Below are 22259 nucleotides of genomic sequence, written 5' to 3' on the forward strand. Positions count from 1 at the left end.
TCAGGGCTTCCCGCCGCCGCAGACCAGCACCTGCCCGCTGACGTGGTTGGACTCGGGAATGCAGAACAGGTACACCGCCCCGGCCGCTTCCTGCGGCGTGCCGCCACGGCCCAGCGGAATGGTGGACTCGGCGTTCTTCAGGATCTGCGGGTTCACGCCCACCCGGATCTGCTGGCCGGCGATGTCGATGCTGGCGCCGGCGGTGGCGTCGGCCTCGGTGAGGCGCGTTCTGATCAGGCCGAAGGCGACGCTGTTGACGTTGACCTTGTAGCGGCCCCACTCCTTGGCCATCGCCTTGGTCAGGCCGTTGATGCCGGCCTTGGCGGCGGCGTAGTTCGCCTGGCCGGCGTTGCCGTACACGCCGGAAGTGGAGGACACGTTCACCACCTTGCGGAACACCTCGAGCCCCTGCTGCGCTTCCTTCTTCGCCGCGTCGCGGATGTAGTTGGAGGCGGCGCGCAGGATGCGGAAGGGCGCCGTCAGGTGCACGGCGAGCATGGCTTCCCACTGCTCGTCGGTCATCTTCTGCACCACGTTGTCCCAGGTGTAGCCGGCATTGTTGACGATGATGTCCAGGCCGCCGTAGGTGTCGGTGGCGGTGCGCACGAAGCGGTCGGCGAAGCCGGCCTCGGTGACGCTGCCCGCGCACGCCGTGGCGATGCCGCCGGCCGCGAGGATGTCGGCCACGGTCTGCTGCGCCGGCTCGACGTCGAGGTCGTTGATGACGACGCGGGCGCCCTCGGACGCCAGCTTCAGCGCGATCTCGCGCCCGATGCCGCGGCCGGAGCCGGAGACCAGGGCGACCTTGCCTTCGAGTTTGCGGTTCATGGTGTCTTCCTTGTCAGTTCCAGGCGAGCAGCGCCTCGCCGGTCAGCTTCGTGCTGCCGTCCTGGTTGACCGTGGCGAGCTGCACTTTCGCGCAGCGCTGGCCGGCCTGTTCGAACTTCTCCACCACGCGGCCGGTGCAGGTGATGCGTTCGCCCACGTGCGTGATGGCGGCAAAGCGGATGTCCAGCGATCGGATGGCCGATTGCGGCACCCAGCCGGTGAGCACGCGCGCCAGCCAGGCGGCGGACAGCATGCCGTGCGCGAACACATCCGGCATGCCGGCGGATTTCGCGAAGTCGATGTCGACGTGGATCGGGTTGTGGTCGCCGGAGGCGCCGCAGTACAGGGCCAGCGTATGGCGCGTGAGCGGCGGCAGTTCCAGCGCGGGCAGCGCGTCGCCGCTCTGCAGTGCGTTCCAGTCGGGAAGCGTGGTGGTCATCGCGTGTCCCTCAGGCGTTGCGCACGACAGTCACGCAGCGCAGTTGCGCCACCAGCTCGTCGCGCTGGTTGTGCACGCTGGTCCTGCGCACCACGAACTCCAGCGCGCCGCCCTTCTTGTCGTAGATGTCGGCGATCTGCGGACGGAAGGTGAGCGTGTCGCCGGCGTAGGCCAGGCGGTGGAAGCTGAAGCCCTGCTCGCCATGGAGGATGCGCCGATAGTCGATGCCGAGCAACTCGCGCAGCGCGGCGGGGTTGGGCGACTCCATCTCCAGGCAGAAGAGGAAAGTGGGCGGCACCGGCAGGCCCGGGTGGCCGGCGGCGCGCGCGGCGGCTTCGTCGGTGTAGACCGGATCGTCCTGGCCGGTGGCCTGGGCGAAGAAGCGCAGCCGCCCCTTCTCGACTTCGACCTGGAAGGCCGGCAACGCGTGGCCGATGTGACGCTTGTCGATCATGGCTGCGTCAAACCGCCTGATACAAGGTGACGACGCAGGCGCCGCCCAGGCCCAGGTTGTGCTGCAGCGCCAGCCGCGCGCCTTCCACCTGGCGCTGTTCGGCCTTGCCGCGCAGCTGCTGCACCAGCTCGTAGCACTGCGCGAGGCCGGTGGCGCCCAGCGGATGCCCCTTGGACAGCAGGCCGCCGGAGGGATTGGTGACGATGCGGCCGCCGTAGGTGTTGTCGCCGTCGACGATGAACTTCTCGGCCGTGCCTTCGGGCGTCAGGCCCAGCGCCTCGTACGTGATCAGCTCGTTGGCGGTGAAGCAGTCGTGCAGCTCCACCACGTCCAGCTCCTCCGGGCCGATGCCGGCGGCTTCGTAGACCTGCTTGGCGGCGGCGACCGTCATGTCGTAGCCCACCAGCTTGCGCATGTCGTGGCTCTCGAAGGTCGAGGGCGTGTCGGTCGTCATGGCCTGCGCGGCGATCACCACGCCGGTGTCCAGGCCGTGTTTCTGAGCGAACTCCGCGGAGCAGACGATCGCGGCGGCGGCGCCGCAGGTGGGCGGGCAGCACTGGTAGCGCGTGAGGGGGTCGAACACGGGCGGCGAGGCCATCACCTCGTCGAGCGTCAGCGTCTGGCGGAACACGGCCAGCGGATTGCGCGCGGCGTGCTGGCGCGCCTTGACGGAGATACGCCCGAAGGTCTCGCGCTTGATGCCGTACTGCGCCATGTAGTCGCGCCCGGCGCCGCCGAAGAACTGCGCCGCGCGCGGCGCTTCCCGGCTGAAGCCCTGCTTCTCGGTCATCGCCGAAGCGAACTTCGCCATCGGCGAGGGCCGGTCGTCCCAGGCGCCCTTGAGCGCGCCGGGCTGCATCTGCTCGAAGCCGAGCGCGATCGCGCACTCGACCATTCCGCTTTCCACCGCCTGGCGCGCCAGGAACAGCGCGCTGGAGCCGGTGGAGCAGTTGTTGTTCAGGTTGAAGACGGGGATGCCCGTGAGCCCCACGCCGTAGATCGCCGCCTGGCCGGCGGTGGAGTCGCCGTACACGTAGCCCACGTAGGCCTGCTGCACCAGCTCGTAGGCGACGCCGGCATCCTCCAGCGCCAGCCTGGCCGCGCGCTGGCCCATCACCGTGTAGGGATCGCTGGCGCCGGGCTTGGTGAAGGGGATCATGCCCACGCCGACCACGTGGACGGGGCGCTGCATTCTGGTCATGGAAGCTCCTGGAGGGACATCGGGGCGATGCTGCGCAGTCTCGGCTTGCGCGCGAGGCGCAGCAATCGCGGAACGGGCCAAAAGGATTGGCGGAAACGATCAGGCCGGATCGCGCAGGTGGAAGGTGCCCATGGCCTGCCCCGGCGCGTGCTGCAGCCCGGCCCGGTCCGCGCCGGCCATCACCTGTCTCGCCGCGACGCCGCCGCTGCCGCCGAGAAGTCGCGCGGGCCGGTCAGGGCGAGGCCGCCGTCGACCGGGATGATCGCGCCGGTGATCCAGGAGCCCCAGTCGCTCGCCAGCAGCATGGCCATCCGGCTGATGTCCTCGATGCGGCCCAGGCGCCTGAGCGGCACGCGCTGCGTCATCGCGTCCAGGGTTTCCTCGGTGGGCGCCAGGCGCTTCAGGCCCTCGGTGCCGGCGATCGGCCCGGGCACGATGGAATTGATGCGGACGCCCAGCGGTCCCCACTCCAGTGCCAGCACCTGCGTCAGCATGTCGACGCCCGCCTTGGCGGCGCACACGTGCGCCTGGAAGGGGGTCGGCGTGAAGGCCTGGCCGGCGGAGATCTGGATCACGCAGGCGCCCGGCTTGCGCAGGTGGGCGTGCGCCAGCCGTGCCACGTTGAAGCTGCCCAGCAGGTCGATGTCCACCACCGTCTTGAACGCGTTCGGCGACATGTCGAGCGCGCTCGCCAGGAAGTTGCCGGCCGCGCCGGAGACCAGCACGTCGATCGGGCCGAAGCGCGCGCTCGCGGCGGCGAACGCGCGCTCCAGCGAGTCCGGGTGGCGCACGTCGGCGGCCAGCCCCAGCGCCTGCGTGCCCAGCGCCTGGAGCTGCCGCGCCGCCGCGGCCACCTTGTCGGGCGAGCGGCTGATCACCGTCACGCGGGCACCGGCGCGGGCGAACGCCTGGGCGATGCCGAAATTGATGCCGCTGGAACCGCCGGCCACGAACAGGTGGCGGCCGGTGAAATCGAGGGCGGAAAGGTCCATGGGTTCACCGCGGCGCGAAGCCGGCCTCCTGCAGCATCCGAAAGCGGCGAGCTTAGGCCGCGCAGCGCCCGAGTCCAATGGCGGGAAGCGCCAAAGGACCTGGCGAAACCGGTCAGCGCCCGACGGTGGCGGGCCTCAGCGCTCGGCGCCGGCGTGCGAGTGGCGGTACTCGCCGGGCGCCACGCCGGTCCACTGCTTGAAGGCGCGGTGGAAGGTGCTGGCCTCGGAGAAGCCGACGCGGTTGGCCACCTCCGGCAGCGGCAGGTGCGTCTGCAGCAGGAATTCGATGGCGGCGTCGCGGCGCAGTTCGTCCTTGATCTGCTGGAAGCCGCGGCCCTCGTCGCGCAGCCGCCGGCGCAGCGTCTGCGGCGTGACGGCGAGGGCCTCGCCCACTTCCTCCAGCGAGGGCAGCTCGCCGCCCAGGCGCTTGCGCAGCATGCGGCGGATCCGCTCGGTGAGGTTGCTGTTGTCGCGGTACTTCACGATCAGGTTGGCGGGCGAGCCGGCCAGGTACTCGCGCAGGCTCTGCGGCGACTGCACCACCGGCAGCTCCAGCCAGCGCGCGTCGAAGGACAGGCCGACGTGCGCCTGCGCCTGCCGCACCGGCACCTGGTACACGCGCGAGATGTCGCTGCTGGTCACGCCACTGGTGTAGTCCACCCCCAGCAGCGGGATGCGGCGCGCCACCAGCCACGACGCCGCGTTGAAGGAGAACAGCATGTACGCCTTGATCGCGAAGTCCAGCCGGGCGTCGGGCGCGGTGCGCGGCACGAACTGCATCCGCGCCGTGCCCTCGCCCACGGTCAGGCGCGGCGTGAAGTCCGCCAGCAGCAGGTGGTAGTAGGCGAAGCCGGCGCGCAGGGCCTCCTGCAGCGTGGCGCAGCGCACGAGTTGCCGCATGCATTGCCCGAAGCTGCCCGGCGCCACCGGCCGCGACAGCATGCCCCAGAATTCGTCGCGCAGCGTGCGCCGCAGCGCGCGGATCAGGAGCGCGTACTGCCCCTGCGAGATGCGCGCGAGCGGCGAGTCCAGCAGCGCGGGGGAGATGCCGGCGCGCGCCAGCAGCGGGGCGACGTCGAGGCCGCGATGCTGCGCCCCGCGCAGGATGCTGTGCACCTGCTGGATGGCGACGGTGTGGTGCGGGGAGGTCATGGCGCGGCTCGCGCCAGATTGTAGGGAGCCCTCCCTGGCGAAAGTGTCACGGCGGCCACCGCCGGCAGGGTGGGGGCGCCACGCACCACCCGCGCAGCCCCGCCTTGGCAGGAAGCGCCGCAAATGGTCGAATCGCGTCATGCCTGCGAACACCCCGGCCCCCTCCCTTCCCGCCACTGCATGCGAGCGCGTGCGCGAGGCCCTGCTCGCACGGCGCGAGATCGCGCTCGTCGACGTGCGCGAAGAAGAGCCCTTCGCCCGCGGGCATCCGTTGTTCGCGGCCAACCTTCCCTTCGGCCGCATCGAGCTGGACGCGTGGACGCGGATCCCGCGCCTCGATACCGACATCGTCGTCTACGACGACGGCGAAGGCCTGGCCGAAGCCGCCGCCCGCCGGCTGCAGGCGCTGGGCTACACGAACGTGTCGCTGCTCGCGGGCGGCCTGCAGGGCTGGCGCGCGGCCGGCGGCGAACTGTTCATCGACGTCAACGTGCCCAGCAAGTCCTTCGGCGAACTTGTGGAAAGCGTGCGCCACACGCCCTCGCTGCCGGCGCAGGAAGTGCAGGCGCTGCTGGCAGGCGGTGCGGACGTGGTCGTGCTGGATGTGCGCCGCTTCGACGAATACCGCACGATGAGCATCCCCGGCGCGATCAGCGTGCCGGGCGCGGAGCTGGTGCTGCGGGCGCGCGCGCTCGCGCCCGACCCGGCCACGCGCATCGTCGTCAACTGCGCCGGGCGCACGCGCAGCATCATCGGAACGCAGTCGCTGGTGAACGCGGGGCTGCCCAACCCGGTGGCGGCGCTGCGCAACGGCACCATCGGGTGGCTGCTGGCGGGGCAGGCGCTGGACCACGGCGCCGGGCGTCGCGCGGGGCCGGTCGATGCGGCGCAGCGCGCGGAGGCCGCGGCACGCGCGCGCGAGGTGGCCGGGCGCGCCGGTGTCCGCCTCGCGAGTGCCGCGGACCTGCAGCGCTTCCTGGCCGAGGCCGGGCGCACCACCTACCGGTTCGACGTGCGGACACCGGAGGAATTCGAGGCCGGCCACCTGACCGGTTTCCGCAGCGCGCCCGGCGGGCAACTGGTGCAGGAGACCGACCACGGCGCGCCGGTGCGCGGCGCGCGCATCGTGCTCGTCGACGACGACGGCGTGCGCGCCCGCATGACGGGCTCCTGGCTGGCCCAGATGGGGTGGGAGACCTGGGTGCTTCAGGCAGATTCCGCGCAGTTCGTGGAGCGCGGTCCCGTCCCCGCGCGCACGCCCCAGCCCGAGGGGCCGCTGGCCTGGGTCACGCCGGCCCGGCTCGCCGACTGGCTGCAGGGCGCCGCCGGGGAGACGGCAGTGCTCGACTTCTCGCCCAGTGCGCGCTACGTCGCCGGCCACATCCAGGGCGCGTGGTTCGTGTTGCGCTCGCAGCTCGCGCAGGCCCTGCAAGTCATCCCGATGGCGCGGCGCTACGTGCTCGCCTGCGGCGACTCCACCCTCGCCCGCCATGCCGCGCGCGATGTCGCGGCGCTGCGTCCGGACGCAGAGGTCCTCGTGCTGGAAGGCGGCAATGCGGCATGGGCCGCGGCCGGCCTGCCGCTGGAGAGCGGCGAGACGCGGCTCGCTTCGCCGCGCATCGACCGCTACCGCCGTCCCTACGAAGGCACGCAGGCATCGCCCGCCGCGATGCAGGCCTACCTCGATTGGGAATTCGGCCTGGTCGCGCAGCTCGCGCGGGACGGCACGCATGGCTTTCGCGTCATCTGAGCGCCGGGTCATGCTCCCGCTGCCCGCCCACGACCTGCTCCTTTCGTGGCTCCACACCCTGGTGGAAGCCACCGCCAACCTCGCCTTCGCGCTGTCCGGGCTGCTGGCGGGCATGCGCAAGCGGCTGGACATGGTGGGCGTGTGCGTGGTGATGGGGCTGGCGGCCTTCGGCGGCGGCACCCTGCGCGACGTGCTGCTGGACCGCCGGCCCTTCTTCTGGGTCGCCCATCCCGGCTGGCTGTGGATCCTGATCGCGCTGGGGGTCGGTGCCATCCTGTTCGTGCGTTCCAGCCACTTCGAGCTGACGGAACGCGCCATCCAGTGGCCCGACGCGCTGGGGCTCGGCCTGTTCACGGCCAGCGGAACGCAGCTCGCGCTGGCGCAGGACCTGCCCGCCATCGTGGCCGTGCTCATGGGCGTCTTCACCGCCACCTTCGGCGGCATCCTGCGCGACGTGGTCTGCAACGACATCCCCACCGCCCTGCGCGACCGCCGCCCGTATGCCGTGTGCGCGTTCGTCGGCGGCTGGATGTACGTCCTGGCCGACCATCTCGCCTGGACACCGGGCATGGCGCTGCTGCTCGCGGCGGCCACGGCCACGGGCACGCGCGTAGTGGCCCTGTGGCGCGGCTACGAGCTGCCGGCCGGGTACACGGCGGGCTCCCGCGACTAGGAAGCCAGGCGGCTCCTATCCGCCCAGGCGGCGCGTGATCGCCGCCGTCGCGTCGCGCACGGCCCGCGCGCCGGCGCTGTTCCAGTCGCCCTTGAGCCGGTCCTCGTGGTCCAGCGCGGTCAGCACCAGTGCCGGATGCCCCTCGTGGTCGAAGGCCGCCGCGCTGAAGGCATTGACGCCCGGAATCGGCCGGCCCGCCGCGCGCGCCACGCCATGGCGCTTCACCTCCGCGGCGACCTCGTCGACTTCCTTGCGCCAGCTCCTGGCCGGGGTGCGCGCCGCGCCGACTTCGTAGCCCGGCGAGAGCGTGATCGCGCGTTCCAGCTGCTCGGGAGGCATCACCGCGGCGAACGCGCGGCCGGTCGCCGTGCCCAGCACCGACATCACGCTGCCCACGCGCAGCATGATGTGCAGCGGCTGCTGCGCCTCCACCAGGCGCACGATGGTGGGCCCGAAGTTGCCCCACACGGCGATGGCCACCGCGTGGCCCGTCGTGCGGGCGAGTTCCTGCGCGATCGGCTCGGCGACCTTGAGCGGGTCGAGCTGGTGCAGGCAGGCCAGCCCGATCTGCAGCGCCGCGGCGCCCAGCGCGTAATACCCGCTGTCCGATTGCTGTTCCACCAGGCCGAGCCGCTGGAAGCTCACCAGGTAGGGGTGGGCCCGCGAGGGCACGAGCCCGGCGCGCGCCGCCAGCTCCTTCAGGGGCAGCGGATTGCGGCTCTCGGCCAGCGCCAGCAGCAGCCGGCCCCCCACTTCCACCGACTGCACGGCACGGCGGCTGTCTTCCGCCTCCTCGGCGGGCGGCTGGTTCCTGTGGGATGCGGGCATCCCCTGATTTTGTTCATTGCAAACCCGTTTGACAACACCGGCGGGCTGCGCCATGATTCGACAAATCAGTTTGCAATCAGCAAATCAGGAATCCGAACCCCGTGAACACTCCCACCAAAGCCTTTGCCTCCCAGGCCGACCTCGAGGAAAAGAAGGTCAGCTTCGTCCAGCTCTCCCCCAACGCCTACGCGTACACGGCCGAAGGCGACCCGAACACGGGCGTGATCGTCGGCGACGACGCGGTGATGGTGATCGACACGCAGGCCACCCCCGTGATGGCACAGGACGTCGTGCGCCGCATCCGCGAGGTGACCGACAAGCCGATCAGGTACGTCGTGCTGAGCCACTACCACGCGGTCCGCGTGCTCGGCGCCTCCGGCTACGCGCCCGAGCACGTGATCGCCAGCCGCGACACCTACGACCTGATCGCCGAGCGCGGCGAGCAGGACAAGGCCAGCGAGATCGGCCGCTTCCCGCGCCTGTTCCGCGCCGTCGAATCGGTGCCGCCGGGCCTGACCTGGCCCACCATGACCTTCGAGGGCCGCATGTCGGTCTGGCTCGGCAAGCTGGAAGTGCAGCTGCTGCAGCTCGGTCGCGGCCACACCAAAGGCGACACGGTGGCCTGGCTGCCGCAGCAGCGCATCCTGTTCGCGGGCGACCTGGTGGAATTCGACGCCACGCCCTATGCCGGCGACGCCTACTTCAAGGACTGGCCGCAGACGCTGGACAACATCGCCAAACTGGATCCGGTGGCCCTGGTGCCCGGGCGCGGCGCCGCGCTCACGACCCCCGGCCGCGTGCGCGAGGGGCTCGCCGCCACCCGTGCCTTCATCAGCGACGTGTACGCCGCGGTGCAGGAGGGCGTGCAGGCCGGCAAGGACCTCAACGCCGTCTACCGCGACACCTGCGCGAAGCTCAGGCCGAAGTACGGCCACTGGGTCATCTTCGACCACTGCATGCCCTTCGACGTGACACGCTGCTACGACGAGGCCACGCAATACCCCGACCCGCGCATCTGGACCGCCGAGCGCGACCGCCAGATGTGGGCCGCGCTCGAGGGCTGAAGCCCCGCACCGCGCATCCTTTCAACCCTGTGGAGACAAGACCCGTGAACCTGAACAAGCTTTCCCGCCGCAGCGCGCTCGCCTTCGCCGCGGCCGCCGCCGCCCTGCCCGCCACGCTGCTGGCGCAGGACAGCCGCCCCATCGAGTGGGTGGTCGGCTACGCCGCCGGCGGCGGCTCCGATGCCGTGGCGCGCACCGTGGCCGAAGCGATGGGCAAGACCCTCGGCCAGACTATCGTCATCAACAACAAGCCGGGCGCGGCCACCAACATCGCCGCCGCCTACGTCGCCAACGCGAAGGAGAACGGGCACATGCTGTTCACCGCGGACTTCGCGACGCTGGCCGCCAACCCCTGGCTGTTCGCCAAGCTGCCGTACAACGCGGAGAAGGACTTCATTCCCGTCGGCATGCTGGCGCGCTTCCCGCTGCTGCTGGTGGTCGCGCCCAACGTGCCGGCGAAGAACTTCAAGGAGTTCGTGGCCTGGGTGAAGGCCCAGTCCGGCCCCGTGAGCTATGCGTCCGCCGGCGTCGGCAGCCCGCACCACCTGGCCACCGAGATGCTGCGCGAGCGCACCGGCCTGAAGCTGCAGCACGTGGCCTATCGCGGCGCCGCGCCCGCGGTGCAGGACCTGCTGGGCGGCCAGGTGCCGTTCGGCCTGATCGACACGGCCAGCGTGCAGCAGTACGTCGCCACCGGCAAGCTGCGCGCGCTCGGCGTCGCCAGCCCGGCGCGCCTGACCACGCTGCCCGAAGTCCCGACCCTGGCCGAACAGGGCCTCACCGATTTCACCGCCTTCGCGTGGCAGGGCCTCGTGGTGCCGGCGGGCACGCCGGCCGACACGGTGGCGAAGTACAGCAAGGCCCTGCAGGCCGCGCTCGACTCCACGCAGGTCAAGGCCCGCTTCCAGGCCCTGGGCCTGGAGGGCCTGCCCGGCACGCCGCAGCAGATGGCTTCCTACACCCGGCAGGAGCGTGACCGCTGGGGCAAGCTGGTGCAGTCCGCCGGCATCAAGCTCGATTGACGCCCGGCATGCGCACCGACGCCACGCACGACCCGGCACTGCAAAGCTGGGTCGCCTCCGCCAACGGCGAAGGCACGGACTTCCCGATCCAGAACCTGCCCTTCGGGCGCTTCCGCCGCGCGGGGACGCAGGAACCGTGGCGCATCGGCGTCGCCATCGGCGACCAGGTGCTGGACCTGCGTGCCGCGCGCGATGAGGGACGCTGGTCCGCGGAGGTGGCGGCTGCGCTCGCACCGCTGGCGGCCGGCGACCTCAACACCTTCATGGGCGCCGGCTCCGCCCCGCGGCGTGCCGTGCGGGCGGCGCTCTCGCAGGCGCTGGCGCAAGGCAGCCCGCAGCAGCAGGCGCTGGCCTCCTGCCTGCTGCCGCAATCGGGCATCGAACTCACCGTGCCCTGCGCGATCGGGGACTACACGGACTTCTACACCGGCATCCACCATGCCACCACGGTGGGCCGCCTGTTCCGGCCCGACAACCCGCTGCTGCCCAACTACCAGTGGGTGCCGATCGGCTACCACGGCCGCAGTTCCTCCATCGTCGCCAGCGGCCACCCGGTGCGCAGGCCGCTGGGACAGGCCAAGGCAGCGGACGCGCCGCAGCCCTCCTTCGGTGCGAGCCAGCGGCTCGATTACGAAGTGGAACTCGGCTTCCTGATCGGGCCGGGCAATCCGCTCGGGCAACCGATCGCGATCGGCGAGGCCGAGGAGCACCTGTTCGGCGTGACGCTGTTCAACGACTGGTCGGCGCGCGACATCCAGCCCTGGGAGTACCAGCCGCTGGGGCCCTTCCTGTCGAAGAACTTCGGCAGCACGATCTCACCCTGGGTGGTGACGATGGAGGCGCTCGCGCCGTTCCGCGCGCCGCTGCAGCGCCCCGCGGGCTCTGCGCAACCGCTGCCCTACCTGGATTCGCAGGCGACGCGCGAGCAAGGTGCGATCGCGGTGCGGTTGGAGGCGTGGTTGCAGACGGCCGCGATGCGCGCGGCGGGCGAAGCACCGGTGCGGCTGTCCAGCGCGCGGGCCGACGAGGCGGCGTTCTGGACGCCGGCGCAACTGGTGGCGCATCACACCAGCGGGGGCTGCAACCTGCAGCCCGGGGACCTGTTCGGATCCGGCACCCTGTCGGGACCGGCGCCGGACCAGGCCGGCTCGCTGCTGGAACTCACCTCGGGGGGGAAGGAGGCGATCCGGCTGCCGAATGGGGAGACGCGCAGTTTCCTGGCGGACGGGGACACGCTGATCCTGCGCGGGGCTTGCGAGCGGGCGGGGGCGCGGAGGATCGGGTTCGGGGAGTGCGCGGGGACGGTGCTGCCGGCGCTGGCGTGAGCTCGGGGACGGTGCTGGCGGCGCTGGCGTGAGTTCGGGGACGGTGCTGGCGGCGCTGGCGTGAGTTCGGGGACGGTGCTTCCGGCGCTGGCGTGAGTTCGTAGGCTGGGGCGGCTGAAAGCCGCCGAAGGTGAGCAGCGCGAACCCCAGCGCTGCGCGCGATCGCTGGGGTTTCGCTGGCGCTTCACCGCCAGCCTACGAAACCCCAGCCTCTCAAACCATCATCAAGACGCGCGCGGAGCCCCCGCCCGCCGCGCCACTTCCATCGCCTGCGACAGCACCGCGCGGTCGCCCACGTGGTTCGCCAGCACCAGCAGCAGGCGCGCCTGGAACAGCGTGGCCTGTTCGTCGTCGAGGTCGCGCTGCATGCCGATCAGCTCCTGGTAGAAGCCGTCCGGATCGGGGATGTTGGGTTGGAGCTGCAGGCTCATGCGGGTTCCTTCAGTTGGCAGGCGCGCGCGAGCGCGGCGCGGATGCGGACGGGATCGAAAGTGCGCCAGCGCGCGGCCACGTGCCGGTCGGGACGCAGCAGGTACACGGTGCCGGGCTGCGCGTCGTAGCGCTGCGCGAGGAGCCCCTCCGCATCGCTGAAGTCGCGGCCCACGCAGACCACCTCGGCCCGCACGTCGCCGACCCGCACTTCGGACACCGGCGCCTCGGGCGCGAACACCAGCAGCGCAAAGCCCGCCGGCAACTGGTTGAGGAACCACAGCTTCTCGCCGCGGCGCTTCACCGGTGCGTCGGCGCAGTTGGTGCCCGGAAGCATGGCTCCGGCGAAGCTGTCCTCGTCGGGCGTGTTCAGAGAGGACTGCACGTAAGGCGTGGGGGTGGACAGGCGGCCGCTGTTCACGAGCTTGCGCGCGAACGGCTGTTCCTCCGCCAGTTGCAGCGCCGCGTCGCGCAGCACGCGGCTGCCCCGGCTCTTGGGCGTGATGAAGTCGGTGGAGCGGGTGGAATTCAGCAGGTTGTCGTCGGCCGCGAAGGCGCGCTCCTCGTGGTAGCTATCGAGCAGGGACTCGGGCGCGTGGCCATCGAGCACCAGCTTCAGTTTCCACACCAGGTTGTCGACGTCCTGCACGCCCGTGTTGGCGCCGCGCGCGCCGAAGGGCGAGACCTGGTGCGCGGCGTCGCCGGCGAACAGCACGCGCCCGTAGCGGAAACGGTCGATGCGGCGGCAGGCGAACTGGTAGACGGAGACCCACTCCAGGTCGAACTCCACGTCCTTGCCCAGCATGGCCTGGATGCGCGGGATCACGTTCTCCGGCTTCTTCTCGCGCTCGGGGTCGGCGTCCCATCCGAGCTGGAAGTCGATGCGCCAGACGTTGTCGCACTGCCGGTGCAGCAGCACGCTCTGGCCACGGTGGAACGGCGGGTCGAACCAGAACCAGCGCTCGGTGGGGAAGTCCGCCTTCATCACCACGTCGGCGATCAGGAAGCGGTCCTGGAAGAACTGGCCGGTGAACTCGGCCCCGACCATCTTGCGGGTGTCGCTGTTGGCGCCGTCGCAGGCGATCACCCAGTCGGCTTCGAGCTGGAAGATGCCGTCCGGCGTCTCCAGCGTGAGCTTCGCGTGGTCGGCTTCCTGCGACAGGCTGATCAGCCTGTGCTTCCAGCGCAGGTCCACCAGGCCGCTCTTCTCGCAGGCCGCCACCAGGAACTCCTCCAGGTAGTACTGCTGCAGGTTGATCATCGCGGGCATCTTGTGCCCTTCCTCCGGCAGCAGGTCGAACTGGTAGACCAGGTCGTCGTGGAAGAACACCTTGCCGACCTTCCAGCTCACGCCCTTGCGCGCCATCGCCTCGCCGACGCCGAGCCGGTCCCAGATCTCCAGCGGCCGCTTGGCATAGCAGACCGCCCGCGAGCCGACGCTCACCGTGTTGTTGTCGTCCAGCAGCACGGCGGGAATGCCGCGGCTCGCGCATTCCAGTGCCGCGGTCAGCCCGATCGGGCCGGCGCCGACGATCACCACCGGGTGGCGGCGCACGACGCCGAGCCGCTGCTCCTCGGACTGCCGGTACGCGAATTCGGGATACGTGTAGGTCTTCTGCATCGCCGCCTCAGGCCGCCAGTTCTTTTTCGTGCATCCAGGCCGCCTGCTTGGGGGCGCGCTTGGTGCGCGACCACTCCTCCAGCATCTCCCACTTCACGTCGTCGAGCTTCTTCATCTGTTCCGGCGTGGCGGTGTCGACCGCCAGTTCCAGGCGGTGGCCGTTGGGGTCGCGGAAATAGATCGACTTGAAGATCGTGTGGTCGGTGATCCCCACCACCTCGATGCCCGCAGCCTCCAGGCGCGCCTTCGCCGCGACCAGCACCTCTTCGCCGCCGTCGACCTTGAACGCGATGTGCTGCACCCAGTCGGGGGTGTTGGCGTCGCGGCCCATCGGCGGCGAGTTCGGGATCTCGAAGAAGGCCAGGATGTTGCCGTTGCCGGCATCCATGAACAGGTGCATGTACGGGTCCGGTGCCTTGGTGGAGGGCACGCGGTCCTCGGCGATGGCGAGCACGAACTCCATGCCCAGGTGCTTGCGGTACCACTCGACGGTCTCGCGGGCATCGCGGCAGCGGTAGGCGACGTGGTGGATGCGGGCAATCTTCATGGCGGCTCCTCGGGTTGTTTGGTAACGGTGGTTACTATCCTAGCGGGGCGTCCTGGATTCTGCAAGTGCGTTTGTCATACGCAAATACCCTTAGGGATCCCGGGGCACCGTACGGGTGCAGCGCAGCGCCGGCCCGGCCGCCGCTGGTAACGGGTGATACGATCCGCCGATGGAGCTCGAGAAGTTCTTCCCCTACCGCCTGGCAGTGCTGGCGGAGCAGGTCAGCCTGGCCACGGCGCAGGTGTACCGCGAGCGCTTCGCGCTCTCCCGCGACGACTGGCGGGTGCTGGCGGCGCTGGCCGACCAGGGCGAGGTCCGCGCGGCGCACGTGAAGGACCGCACCACGCTCGACAAGATGCAGGTCAGCCGTGCCCTGGCCCGGCTGGAAGCCGCAGGGCTGGTGGCCCGCTCTCCCGACCCGGAGGACGGGCGCGCCTGGCGCGTGCGCCTGCTGCCCGCGGGCACGGCCCTCTACCGCAAGATCGTGCCGATGGTGCAGGCGCGCGAGGAATACCTGCTGTCCGACCTGTCGCCGCAGGAGCTGGAAGTGCTCGCCGCCGCCATCGACAAGGTGGAAGCGCGCGCGCGGCAGCTGACGCGGCAGGGCTGAAGGCCCGGCGCGGGCCGGCCTCGCGGACAATCGGCGCCCGAATGCACGAATTCGAGCAGATCCTGGCCCTCTTCGTGGCCGCCGTGCTGCTGGCGGCAGCGGCGCGGCGCGTCGGCGCGCCCTATCCGGTGTTCCTCGCCATCGGCGGCGCCCTGCTCGCCTTCGTGCCGGGCGTGCCGCATCCGAGCCTGCCGCCCGACCTGGTGCTGGCCCTGTTCGTGGCCCCCGTGCTGCTCGACGCCGCCTTCGACGCCTCGCTGCGCGACCTGCGCGACAACTGGGCGCCGGTCACGGGCCTGGTGGTGTTCGCCGTGGGCCTGACGACCGCCGCGGTGGCCGTGGTGGCCCACGCGCTCGTGCCCGGCCTGCCGTGGGCAGCGGCGATCGCACTGGGCGCCATCGTCGCCCCCCCGGACGCGGTGGCGGCCACGGCGGTCCTGCGTCCGCTGCAGCCGCCGCAGCGGCTGCTGACGATCCTCGAGGGGGAGAGCCTGCTGAACGATGCGAGCGCGCTGCTGATCTACCGGCTCGCGGTCGGCGCGGTCGCCGCCGGCAGCTTCTCGCTGGAGGCGGTGGCACCCACGTTCCTGCTCGCGGTGGGAGGCAGCATCGTGGCCGGTCCGGCGCTCGGCTGGCTCGCGCAACGCCTGCTGGAACGCGTGCAGCACATCCCCACCGCGATCATCCTGCAGTTCATCACCACCTTCGGCGTGTGGCTGGTGGCGGAGCGGGCCGGCCTGTCCGGCGTGCTGACGACGGTGTGCTACGCCATGACGCTCGCGCGCAGCGCGCCGGCGCGCATTCCGGCGCGCGTGCGCATCCCGACCAACGCGGTGTGGGCGACGGTGATCTTCGCGCTGAACATCTTCGCCTTCATCTTCATCGGCCTGCAGATCCGGCCCATCGTGGCGGAACTGGAAGCTCCGGTGCTGCGGCAGTACCTGGTCGTGGCGGCCGCCGTGCTCGCCACGGTGATCCTGGTGCGCATCGCCTGGCACATGGCCTTCAATGCCGTGCTGCGCTGGAAGGACAGTCGCTTCGGCTTCCATCCGCCCCGGCCCATGCTGCGGCCCACCGTGGGCAGCGGCCTGCTCATTTCCTGGGCCGGCATGCGCGGCATCGTGACGCTGGCGGCGGCCCTGGCCCTGCCCGACGGCTTTCCGGCGCGCAACCTGATCCTGTTGACCGCGTTCTCGGTCGTGCTCGGCACGCTGCTGGTGCAGGGGCTGACCCTGAAGGCCCTGCTGCGCGCACTGGACCTGCGCGATGGCGATCCCATCGCGCAGGAAGTGGGCATCGCCCGGGAGCGTGCGCTGGAAGCCGCGCTCGCCCAGCTGCCGCGCGGACGCTCCTCCGTGATCGATCTCGTGCGCAAGGATTTCAAGGTGCGGCTGGGGAACGTGCTGCAGGCTCCCGCGGCCCCGCCGGCCTCGGCCTCCGAGTACGAAGCCGCGTATGGCGCGGCGCTCGCTTCGGCACGGCAGGCGCTGCTCGCGGTGCGCGCCAGCGGCGAGATCGGCGACGACGCATTCCACAGCCTCGAGAGCGAACTCGACTGGCTGGAGGTGTCCGATCCCCTGCGCTCCGCGAACGCGGACGAGACCTCCGACCCTCACGAGCCAGGGTGAGCCGTCGGCCCGGACGGCGCCGACCTGTTCGTCAGCCACACGCCTACAGCGCCCACGCGCGCGGCCTTGCATGCTCCGCGCTCCAGCGCGTATCGACGCTGCAAGGATGCGAAGTCATGGACAGTTCCGATCCCCTCAAGGTCTCGCGGCGTGAGCTCCTGATCGCGGGCGCCGCCGCCTCGGCGGCAACGTTGCCCACGGCGGCAGACGCTGCCACCCAGGCGCCCGTGCCGCCTCGGCAACGCTCCGTGCCCGCCTCGCGCGTTGCGCTCGAGGTCAACGGCACCACCCACACACTGGATCTCGACAACCGCACGACACTGCTCGACGCGCTGCGCGAGCACCTGCACCTCACGGGCACCAAGAAGGGGTGCGACCATGGCCAGTGCGGCGCATGCACCGTGCTGGTGGACGGCGTCCGCATCAATTCCTGCCTCACCCTGGCGCTGATGCACCACAACGGCAAGGTCACCACGATCGAAGGGCTCGGCACGCCCGCGCGCCTGCACCCGCTGCAGGCCGCCTTCATCAAGCACGACGGCTACCAGTGCGGCTACTGCACGCCCGGCCAGATCTGTTCGGCCGTCGGTGCGCTGGACGAACTGGGGCGCGGCGTCCCCAGCCACGTCAGTGCCGACCTCACGGCCCAGCCCGTGTTCTCCGCCGAGGAGCTGCGCGAGCGCATGAGCGGCAACATCTGCCGCTGCGGCGCCTACTCCAACATCGTGGATGCGATCAGCGAAGTCGCGGGGGTGCGCACATGAAGCCGTTCACCTACGAGCGCGCCCGCTCGCCCGCCGAGGCCGCGGCCGCCGTCGCGCGCCATCCGGCGGCGAAGTTCATCGCCGGCGGCACCAACCTGCTGGACCTGATGAAGCTGCAGATCGAGGCCCCGGCCCACCTGGTCGACGTGAACTTCCTCGGCCTCGACCGGATCGAGGCGACGCCGGAGGGCGGCCTGCGCATCGGTGCGCTGGTGCGCAACACCGCGCTCGCCACCGACGAACGCGTGCGGCGCGACTACGGCGTGCTGTCCCGCGCCCTGCTGGCAGGGGCCTCGGGCCAGTTGCGCAACAAGGCCACCACCGCGGGCAACCTGCTGCAGCGCACGCGCTGCCCCTACTTCTACGACACCGACCAGCCCTGCAACAAGCGGCAGCCGGGCAGCGGCTGCAGCGCCATCGGCGGCTTCAGCCGGCAGCTCGCCGTGGTGGGCAGCAGCCAGGCCTGCATCGCCACGCACCCGAGCGACATGGCCGTGGCCATGCGCGCGCTGGACGCGAACGTCGAGACGGTGCGGCCCGACGGCCGCACCCGCGTGATCCCGATCGCGGACTTCCACCGCCTGCCCGGCGACACCCCGCACATCGACACCACGCTGCAACGCGACGAGCTGATCACCGCGGTCACGCTGCCGAAGCCGGTGGGTGGCACCCACATCTACCGCAAGGTGCGCGACCGCTCCTCCTACGCGTTCGCGCTGGTCTCCGTCGCGGCGATCGTGCAGAAGGACGGCTCGGGCCGCGTGGCGCTGGGAGGCGTCGCGCACAAGCCCTGGCGCGACGCGGCCGCCGATGCGGCATTGCCCCAAGGCGCCAGGGCCGCCGCCGCGCGCCTGCTGGCCGACGCCCGCCCCACGCACGACAACGCCTTCAAGTTGCCGCTGGTGGAGCGTACGCTCGCCGCGGTCCTGGCACAGGCGAGGAGCTGAGCATGAAATTCGACACCCCCGCCACCACCAATCCCATCGACCGGCTCAAGGTCGTCGGCCAGCCGACCGACCGCGTCGACGGGCCGCTGAAGACCACCGGTACCGCGCCCTATGCGTACGAGCGCCACGACGCCGCCCCGGACGCGGTGTACGGCTGGGTGATCGGCGCCGGCATCGCCAAGGGCCGCATCGCCGCCATGGACCTCGGTGCCGCGCGCGCCGCGCCCGGCGTGCTGGCGATCGTGACGGCGCGCAACGCCGGCAAGCTCGGGAAGGGCAGCTTCAACACCGCCAGGCTGCTGGGCGGCCCGAACATCGACCACTACCACCAGGCCGTGGCCCTGGTCGTGGCGACGACCTTCGAGCAGGCGCGCGCCGCGGCGCAGCTGGTGCGCATCACCTACGAGCGCACGCCCGGCAAGTTCGACCTCGCGGCGGAGAAGGCCGGGGCGAAGCTCGCGAAACCCACGCCCTTCGCCGGCCCGCCCGAGTCGAAGGTCGGCGATTTCCCCGGCGCGTTCGCTGGCGCCCCGGTGCAGTTCGACGCCACCTACACCACCCCCGACCAGTCGCACGCGATGATGGAACCGCACGCCACCACCGCGGCCTGGCAGGGCGACAAGCTCACCGTCTGGACCTCGAACCAGATGGTGGCGTGGAGCGTGGGCGATCTCGCCAGGACGCTGGGCATCCGCAAGGAGAACGTGCGCCTCGTCTCGCCCTTCGTCGGCGGCGGCTTCGGCGGCAAGCTGTTCGTGCGCGCGGACGTCGTGCTGGCCGCCCTGGGCGCCCGGGCGGCCCGGCGGCCGGTGAAGGTGGCGCTGCAGCGGCCGCTGGTGATGAACAACACGACGCACCGGCCCGCCACCATCCAGCGCATCCGCCTGGGCGCGACGCGCGACGGGAAGATCACGGCGATCGCGCACGAGGGCTGGAACGGCAACCTGCCGGACGGCTCGGCGGAAACCGCGGTCAACCAGACCCGGCTGCTTTATGCCGGGGCGAACCGGCTCACCACCACGCGGCTGGCGGTGCTGGACCTGCCCGAAGGCAATGCGATGCGCGCTCCCGGCGAAGCGCCGGGGATGATGGCGCTGGAGATCGCCATGGACGAAATGGCGGAAAAGCTCGGGATGGATCCGGTCGAATTCCGCGTCGTCAACGACACCCAGGTCGATCCGGAGCAGGCGAACCGTCCGTTCTCGCAGCGGCAACTGGTGCAGTGCCTGCGCACGGGGGCGGAGCGCTTCGGCTGGAATCGCCGCAACGCGCGCGCAGGGCAGGTGCGCGACGGCCGTTGGCTCGTGGGCATGGGCGTGGCGGCGGGCTTCCGCAACAACCTCGTGACCAAGTCGGGCGCGCGCGTGCGGCTGGACGACCGCGGCCTCGTCACCGTCGAAACCGACATGACGGACATCGGCACCGGCTCGTACACCATCATCGCCCAGACGGCGGCGGAGATGATGGGCGTGCCGCTGGCCAAGGTGTTCGTGCGACTGGGCGACTCCAACTTCCCCGTCTCCGCCGGCTCGGGCGGCCAGTGGGGCGCGAACAATTCGACCGCGGGGGTGTACGCCGCGTGCATGAAGCTGCGCGAGGCCGTGGCGGCGAAGCTCGGGATGAACGCGCGCGAGGCCGAATTCACCGACGGCACGGTGCGCGCCGGCGAGCGCGTGGTGCCGCTGGCGGAAGCGGCCGGTCCGCAAGGGCTGGTCGCCGAGGACTTCATCGAATACGGCGACCTGGACAAGAAGGTCCAGCAGTCGACCTTCGCCGCGCACTTCGTGGAAGTGGGGGTCGACGCCGCCACCGGCGAGACGCGCGTGCGCCGCATGCTGGCCGTGTGTGCGGCCGGGCGCATCCTCAATCCCAAGACGGCGCGCAGCCAGGTGATCGGGGCCATGACCATGGGCGTGGGCGCGGCCTTGATGGAAGAACTGGCCGTGGACAAGCGCCGCGGCTTCTTCGTCAACCACGACCTCGCCGGCTACGAGGTGCCGGTGCATGCCGACATCCCGCACCTCGACGTGGTCTTCCTCGACGAGACCGACCCCATGTCCTCGCCGATGAAGGCCAAGGGGGTCGCGGAACTGGGCCTGTGCGGCGTGGCGGCGGCGATCGCCAATGCGGTCTACAACGCCACGGGCGTGCGGGTACGCGACTATCCGCTCACGCTGGACAAGCTGATCGACCGCTTGCCGCCGGTGGCGTGACCGCTGCTTTGCGAAAGGTGAACGGCGCCGCGCGCTGGCGTGGACAATCGCCGCATGACCTTCCGCAAGATCGCCCTGGGTGTCGCCGCCGGCCTCGTGATCGCCGCCACCGCCGGCTGGTTCACCCTCGACCGCGAAACGCGGGGCCTGCTCGCCACGCTGCCCACCAACCGCGACCTGCTGTTCTGGAGCCAGCCGCAGCGCGATGCCGCCTTCCGCGCGCTCGATCGCATCCCCCTGCTCGCGAAAGCGCGCACGATTCCCGCGGGCGGTACCGTGCGGCCGCTGCCCGCCGGGGCGCCGCTGAAGCTGCCGCTGGACCTCGACGCCTACATGGCCGGCCAGCGCAGCGCGGCGCTGCTGGTGGTGCACGATGGCAGGCTGCGCCTGGAGCGCTACGGCCTCGGCTTCGACGCCGCCGGGCGCTGGACCAGCTTCTCCGTCGCCAAGTCGATCACCTCCACCCTCGTGGGTGCGGCGCTGCGCGACGGCCACATCCGCAGCATGGACGACAAGGTCAGCGACTACATCCCGCAGATGAAGGGCTCCGCGTACGACGACGTGAGCATCCGCCAGCTCCTGACCATGACCTCGGGCGTGCGCTGGAACGAGGACTACGCGGACCCGAATTCGGACGTCGCCCGGTTCAACAACCACCAGCCGGAGGAAGGCGTCGACGCGCTCGTGAGCTACCTGCGCCGCCTGCCGCGCGAGGTGCCACCCGGCACGCGCTGGAACTACAGCACCGGCGAGACCAACCTCGTCGGCATCCTGGTGAGCCAGGCGACGGGCAAGCCCCTGTCGCAGTACCTGTCGGAAAAGATCTGGGGGCCCGCCGGCATGGAGCAGCAGGCCACCTGGATCCTCAGTCGCACCGGGCAGGAGATCAGCGGCTGCTGCATGCAGGCAGCGAGCCGCGACTTCGCCCGCTTCGGGCTCTTCATCCTCGACGGGGCCCGGGTGAACGGCCAGCCGATCGTGCCCGAAGGCTGGCTCGCGGAGGCCACCGGCACGCGCACCGGCATCGGCCGGCCGGGCCGCGGCTATGGCTACCAGTGGTGGACTTACGCGGATGGGACGTTCGCCGCCCGCGGCATCTTCGGCCAGGGCATCTTCATCGACCCGAAGCGCAGGCTCGTGATCGCATCCAACGCCAACTGGGGAGGGGGTGCGCGGGACCCCGGGGCGACCGAGGCGCGCGAGGCCTTCTACCAGGCGGTACAGAAGGCGATCGACGACGAGGCCGGCGGGAAAGCTGCCGGCTCCTAGGAGGAGCCTGGCCCGCCTTCAGGCGGGGATGTGCAGCCTGGTCGAGTTCTTCACTTCTTCCATCACCGCGTACGTGCGCGTCTCGCGCACGCCCGGCAATTGCCACAGCACGGTGCCGGCGAAGGTGCGGTAGGCGTGCATGTCGGCCACGCGCGTCTTGACCAGGTAGTCGAAGCCGCCGGCAACCATGTGGCACTCCAGGATCTCGGGGTGCACCTGCACCGCGGCGCGGAACGCCTCGAACACGTTGGGCGTCGTGCGATCGAGCAGCACCTCCACGAACACCAGCATGCCCGCCCCCAGCAGTTGCGGATTCAGCCGTGCTTCGTAGCCCTGGATGAATCCCTCGCGCGTGAGCCGCTGCACCCTGGCCAGCACCGCCGTCGGGGACAGGGCCACCGCTTCCGCCAGCTTCAGGTTGGAAATCCGGCCGTCGTCCTGCAACTGGGACAGGATGCGGCGGTCGGTACGGTCGAGGCTCGGCGTTTCCGGCATGGTTTGGT

Annotated in this window: 22 protein-coding genes; 11 read left to right on the plus strand and 11 right to left on the minus strand. The window is 71.0% G+C overall.

Going from position 1 to position 22259, the window contains the following annotated elements; translation table 11 throughout:
* From WG923_RS12585 to WG923_RS12610, 6 genes are all read right to left on the minus strand, one after another.
* A complete protein-coding gene (locus WG923_RS12585) occupies nt 1-828 on the minus strand; it encodes an SDR family NAD(P)-dependent oxidoreductase (protein ID WP_340351306.1) in 828 nt (275 codons plus the stop codon).
* Between the two features lie 13 nt (nt 829-841).
* Nucleotides 842-1267, minus strand: coding sequence for a MaoC family dehydratase (locus tag WG923_RS12590; protein WP_340351307.1), 426 nt, complete (start codon nt 1265-1267; stop codon nt 842-844).
* 10 nt (nt 1268-1277) lie between these two features.
* Nucleotides 1278-1721: a MaoC family dehydratase N-terminal domain-containing protein gene (locus WG923_RS12595; RefSeq protein WP_340351308.1), complete on the minus strand. Its 444-nt coding sequence runs from the start codon at nt 1719-1721 to the stop codon at nt 1278-1280.
* Nucleotides 1722-1728: 7 nt separating this feature from the next.
* The gene (locus WG923_RS12600) at nt 1729-2913 is read right to left on the minus strand and encodes a lipid-transfer protein (protein ID WP_340351338.1); all 1185 of its coding nucleotides are present in this window, start codon (nt 2911-2913) and stop codon (nt 1729-1731) included.
* Between the two features lie 188 nt (nt 2914-3101).
* Nucleotides 3102-3914 carry an SDR family oxidoreductase gene (locus WG923_RS12605; protein ID WP_340351309.1) on the minus strand — a complete coding sequence of 271 codons (813 nt, stop codon included), beginning with the start codon at nt 3912-3914 and terminating at the stop codon, nt 3102-3104.
* A gap of 135 nt (nt 3915-4049) precedes the next feature.
* Nucleotides 4050-5066 (minus strand): AraC family transcriptional regulator, encoded by a 1017-nt coding sequence (locus WG923_RS12610; protein WP_340351310.1) that lies wholly within the window; start codon nt 5064-5066, stop codon nt 4050-4052.
* A 139-nt stretch (nt 5067-5205) separates the two neighbouring features.
* Here WG923_RS12610 and WG923_RS12615 point away from each other — a divergent pair, with 139 nt between their 5' ends.
* A complete protein-coding gene (locus tag WG923_RS12615; RefSeq protein ID WP_340351311.1) occupies nt 5206-6816 on the plus strand; it encodes a rhodanese-like domain-containing protein in 1611 nt (536 codons plus the stop codon).
* Nucleotides 6817-6826: 10 nt separating this feature from the next.
* Nucleotides 6827-7489: a trimeric intracellular cation channel family protein gene (locus tag WG923_RS12620; RefSeq protein ID WP_340351312.1), complete on the plus strand. Its 663-nt coding sequence runs from the start codon at nt 6827-6829 to the stop codon at nt 7487-7489.
* A 15-nt stretch (nt 7490-7504) separates the two neighbouring features.
* On the opposite strand, the gene WG923_RS12625 is transcribed toward WG923_RS12620, so the two are convergent.
* The gene (locus tag WG923_RS12625) at nt 7505-8317 is read right to left on the minus strand and encodes an IclR family transcriptional regulator (protein WP_340351313.1); all 813 of its coding nucleotides are present in this window, start codon (nt 8315-8317) and stop codon (nt 7505-7507) included.
* Nucleotides 8318-8418: 101 nt separating this feature from the next.
* Between WG923_RS12625 and WG923_RS12630 the strand changes: the two genes are divergently transcribed.
* The 3 genes from WG923_RS12630 to fahA are packed head-to-tail and all read left to right on the plus strand — an operon-like array spanning nt 8419 to nt 11728.
* Nucleotides 8419-9381, plus strand: coding sequence for an MBL fold metallo-hydrolase (locus WG923_RS12630; protein ID WP_340351314.1), 963 nt, complete (start codon nt 8419-8421; stop codon nt 9379-9381).
* Nucleotides 9382-9425: 44 nt separating this feature from the next.
* Nucleotides 9426-10403, plus strand: a complete 978-nt coding sequence (locus WG923_RS12635; protein ID WP_445322921.1) for a Bug family tripartite tricarboxylate transporter substrate binding protein — start codon at nt 9426-9428, stop codon at nt 10401-10403.
* Between the two features lie 8 nt (nt 10404-10411).
* Nucleotides 10412-11728, plus strand: a complete 1317-nt coding sequence (gene fahA / locus WG923_RS12640; protein ID WP_340351315.1) for a fumarylacetoacetase — start codon at nt 10412-10414, stop codon at nt 11726-11728.
* Between the two features lie 224 nt (nt 11729-11952).
* On the opposite strand, the gene WG923_RS12645 is transcribed toward fahA, so the two are convergent.
* The 3 genes from WG923_RS12645 to WG923_RS12655 are packed head-to-tail and all read right to left on the minus strand — an operon-like array spanning nt 11953 to nt 14325.
* Nucleotides 11953-12159, minus strand: a complete 207-nt coding sequence (locus WG923_RS12645; RefSeq protein ID WP_340351316.1) for a DUF2783 domain-containing protein — start codon at nt 12157-12159, stop codon at nt 11953-11955.
* Nucleotides 12156-13778, minus strand: a complete 1623-nt coding sequence (locus WG923_RS12650) for an FAD-dependent oxidoreductase (RefSeq protein ID WP_340351317.1) — start codon at nt 13776-13778, stop codon at nt 12156-12158. The genes WG923_RS12645 and WG923_RS12650 overlap by 4 nt, the downstream gene beginning before the upstream one ends.
* A 7-nt stretch (nt 13779-13785) precedes the next feature.
* The gene (locus WG923_RS12655; RefSeq protein ID WP_340351318.1) at nt 13786-14325 is read right to left on the minus strand and encodes a VOC family protein; all 540 of its coding nucleotides are present in this window, start codon (nt 14323-14325) and stop codon (nt 13786-13788) included.
* 169 nt (nt 14326-14494) lie between these two features.
* On the opposite strand from WG923_RS12655, the gene WG923_RS12660 reads away from it, so the two are divergent.
* The 6 genes from WG923_RS12660 (at nt 14495) to WG923_RS12685 (ending at nt 21756) form a co-directional block, all read left to right on the plus strand.
* Nucleotides 14495-14935 (plus strand): MarR family winged helix-turn-helix transcriptional regulator, encoded by a 441-nt coding sequence (locus tag WG923_RS12660; protein ID WP_340351319.1) that lies wholly within the window; start codon nt 14495-14497, stop codon nt 14933-14935.
* 41 nt (nt 14936-14976) lie between these two features.
* Complete coding sequence (locus WG923_RS12665; protein ID WP_340351320.1) at nt 14977-16563, plus strand: cation:proton antiporter; 1587 nt, start codon at nt 14977-14979, stop codon at nt 16561-16563.
* 116 nt (nt 16564-16679) lie between these two features.
* On the plus strand, nt 16680-17327 hold the full coding sequence (gene paoA, locus WG923_RS12670) for an aldehyde dehydrogenase iron-sulfur subunit PaoA (protein ID WP_340351321.1): 648 nt from the start codon (nt 16680-16682) through the stop codon (nt 17325-17327).
* Nucleotides 17324-18274 carry an FAD binding domain-containing protein gene (locus WG923_RS12675; protein ID WP_340351322.1) on the plus strand — a complete coding sequence of 317 codons (951 nt, stop codon included), beginning with the start codon at nt 17324-17326 and terminating at the stop codon, nt 18272-18274. The genes paoA and WG923_RS12675 overlap by 4 nt, the downstream gene beginning before the upstream one ends.
* Nucleotides 18275-18276: 2 nt before the next feature.
* On the plus strand, nt 18277-20487 hold the full coding sequence (gene paoC, locus WG923_RS12680) for an aldehyde oxidoreductase molybdenum-binding subunit PaoC (RefSeq protein WP_340351323.1): 2211 nt from the start codon (nt 18277-18279) through the stop codon (nt 20485-20487).
* A gap of 54 nt (nt 20488-20541) precedes the next feature.
* Complete coding sequence (locus WG923_RS12685) at nt 20542-21756, plus strand: serine hydrolase domain-containing protein (protein ID WP_340351324.1); 1215 nt, start codon at nt 20542-20544, stop codon at nt 21754-21756.
* A gap of 18 nt (nt 21757-21774) precedes the next feature.
* Here the strand turns inward: WG923_RS12685 and WG923_RS12690 are convergent, their stop codons facing one another.
* On the minus strand, nt 21775-22251 hold the full coding sequence (locus tag WG923_RS12690; RefSeq protein ID WP_340351325.1) for an Lrp/AsnC ligand binding domain-containing protein: 477 nt from the start codon (nt 22249-22251) through the stop codon (nt 21775-21777).
* Nucleotides 22252-22259 lie beyond the last annotated feature (8 nt).

It is taken from the genome of Ramlibacter sp. AN1133 (assembly GCF_037890035.1).
In the GTDB taxonomy this organism is placed as follows: Bacteria; Pseudomonadota; Gammaproteobacteria; order Burkholderiales; family Burkholderiaceae_C; genus Ramlibacter.

Bases quoted from the DNA above. Each gene is read 5' to 3' on its own strand.
- WG923_RS12585 (WP_340351306.1), bottom strand. From the start codon at position 828: ATGAACCGCAAACTCGAAGGCAAGGTCGCCCTGGTCTCCGGCTCCGGC.
- WG923_RS12590 (WP_340351307.1), bottom strand. From the start codon at position 1,267: ATGACCACCACGCTTCCCGACTGGAACGCACTGCAGAGCGGCGACGCG.
- WG923_RS12595 (WP_340351308.1), bottom strand. From the start codon at position 1,721: ATGATCGACAAGCGTCACATCGGCCACGCGTTGCCGGCCTTCCAGGTC.
- WG923_RS12600 (WP_340351338.1), bottom strand. From the start codon at position 2,913: ATGCAGCGCCCCGTCCACGTGGTCGGCGTGGGCATGATCCCCTTCACC.
- WG923_RS12605 (WP_340351309.1), bottom strand. From the start codon at position 3,914: ATGGACCTTTCCGCCCTCGATTTCACCGGCCGCCACCTGTTCGTGGCC.
- WG923_RS12610 (WP_340351310.1), bottom strand. From the start codon at position 5,066: ATGACCTCCCCGCACCACACCGTCGCCATCCAGCAGGTGCACAGCATC.
- WG923_RS12615 (WP_340351311.1), top strand. From the start codon at position 5,206: ATGCCTGCGAACACCCCGGCCCCCTCCCTTCCCGCCACTGCATGCGAG.
- WG923_RS12620 (WP_340351312.1), top strand. From the start codon at position 6,827: ATGCTCCCGCTGCCCGCCCACGACCTGCTCCTTTCGTGGCTCCACACC.
- WG923_RS12625 (WP_340351313.1), bottom strand. From the start codon at position 8,317: ATGCCCGCATCCCACAGGAACCAGCCGCCCGCCGAGGAGGCGGAAGAC.
- fahA (WP_340351315.1), top strand. From the start codon at position 10,412: ATGCGCACCGACGCCACGCACGACCCGGCACTGCAAAGCTGGGTCGCC.
- WG923_RS12645 (WP_340351316.1), bottom strand. From the start codon at position 12,159: ATGAGCCTGCAGCTCCAACCCAACATCCCCGATCCGGACGGCTTCTAC.
- WG923_RS12650 (WP_340351317.1), bottom strand. From the start codon at position 13,778: ATGCAGAAGACCTACACGTATCCCGAATTCGCGTACCGGCAGTCCGAG.
- WG923_RS12655 (WP_340351318.1), bottom strand. From the start codon at position 14,325: ATGAAGATTGCCCGCATCCACCACGTCGCCTACCGCTGCCGCGATGCC.
- WG923_RS12660 (WP_340351319.1), top strand. From the start codon at position 14,495: ATGGAGCTCGAGAAGTTCTTCCCCTACCGCCTGGCAGTGCTGGCGGAG.
- WG923_RS12665 (WP_340351320.1), top strand. From the start codon at position 14,977: ATGCACGAATTCGAGCAGATCCTGGCCCTCTTCGTGGCCGCCGTGCTG.
- paoA (WP_340351321.1), top strand. From the start codon at position 16,680: ATGGACAGTTCCGATCCCCTCAAGGTCTCGCGGCGTGAGCTCCTGATC.
- WG923_RS12675 (WP_340351322.1), top strand. From the start codon at position 17,324: ATGAAGCCGTTCACCTACGAGCGCGCCCGCTCGCCCGCCGAGGCCGCG.
- paoC (WP_340351323.1), top strand. From the start codon at position 18,277: ATGAAATTCGACACCCCCGCCACCACCAATCCCATCGACCGGCTCAAG.
- WG923_RS12685 (WP_340351324.1), top strand. From the start codon at position 20,542: ATGACCTTCCGCAAGATCGCCCTGGGTGTCGCCGCCGGCCTCGTGATC.
- WG923_RS12690 (WP_340351325.1), bottom strand. From the start codon at position 22,251: ATGCCGGAAACGCCGAGCCTCGACCGTACCGACCGCCGCATCCTGTCC.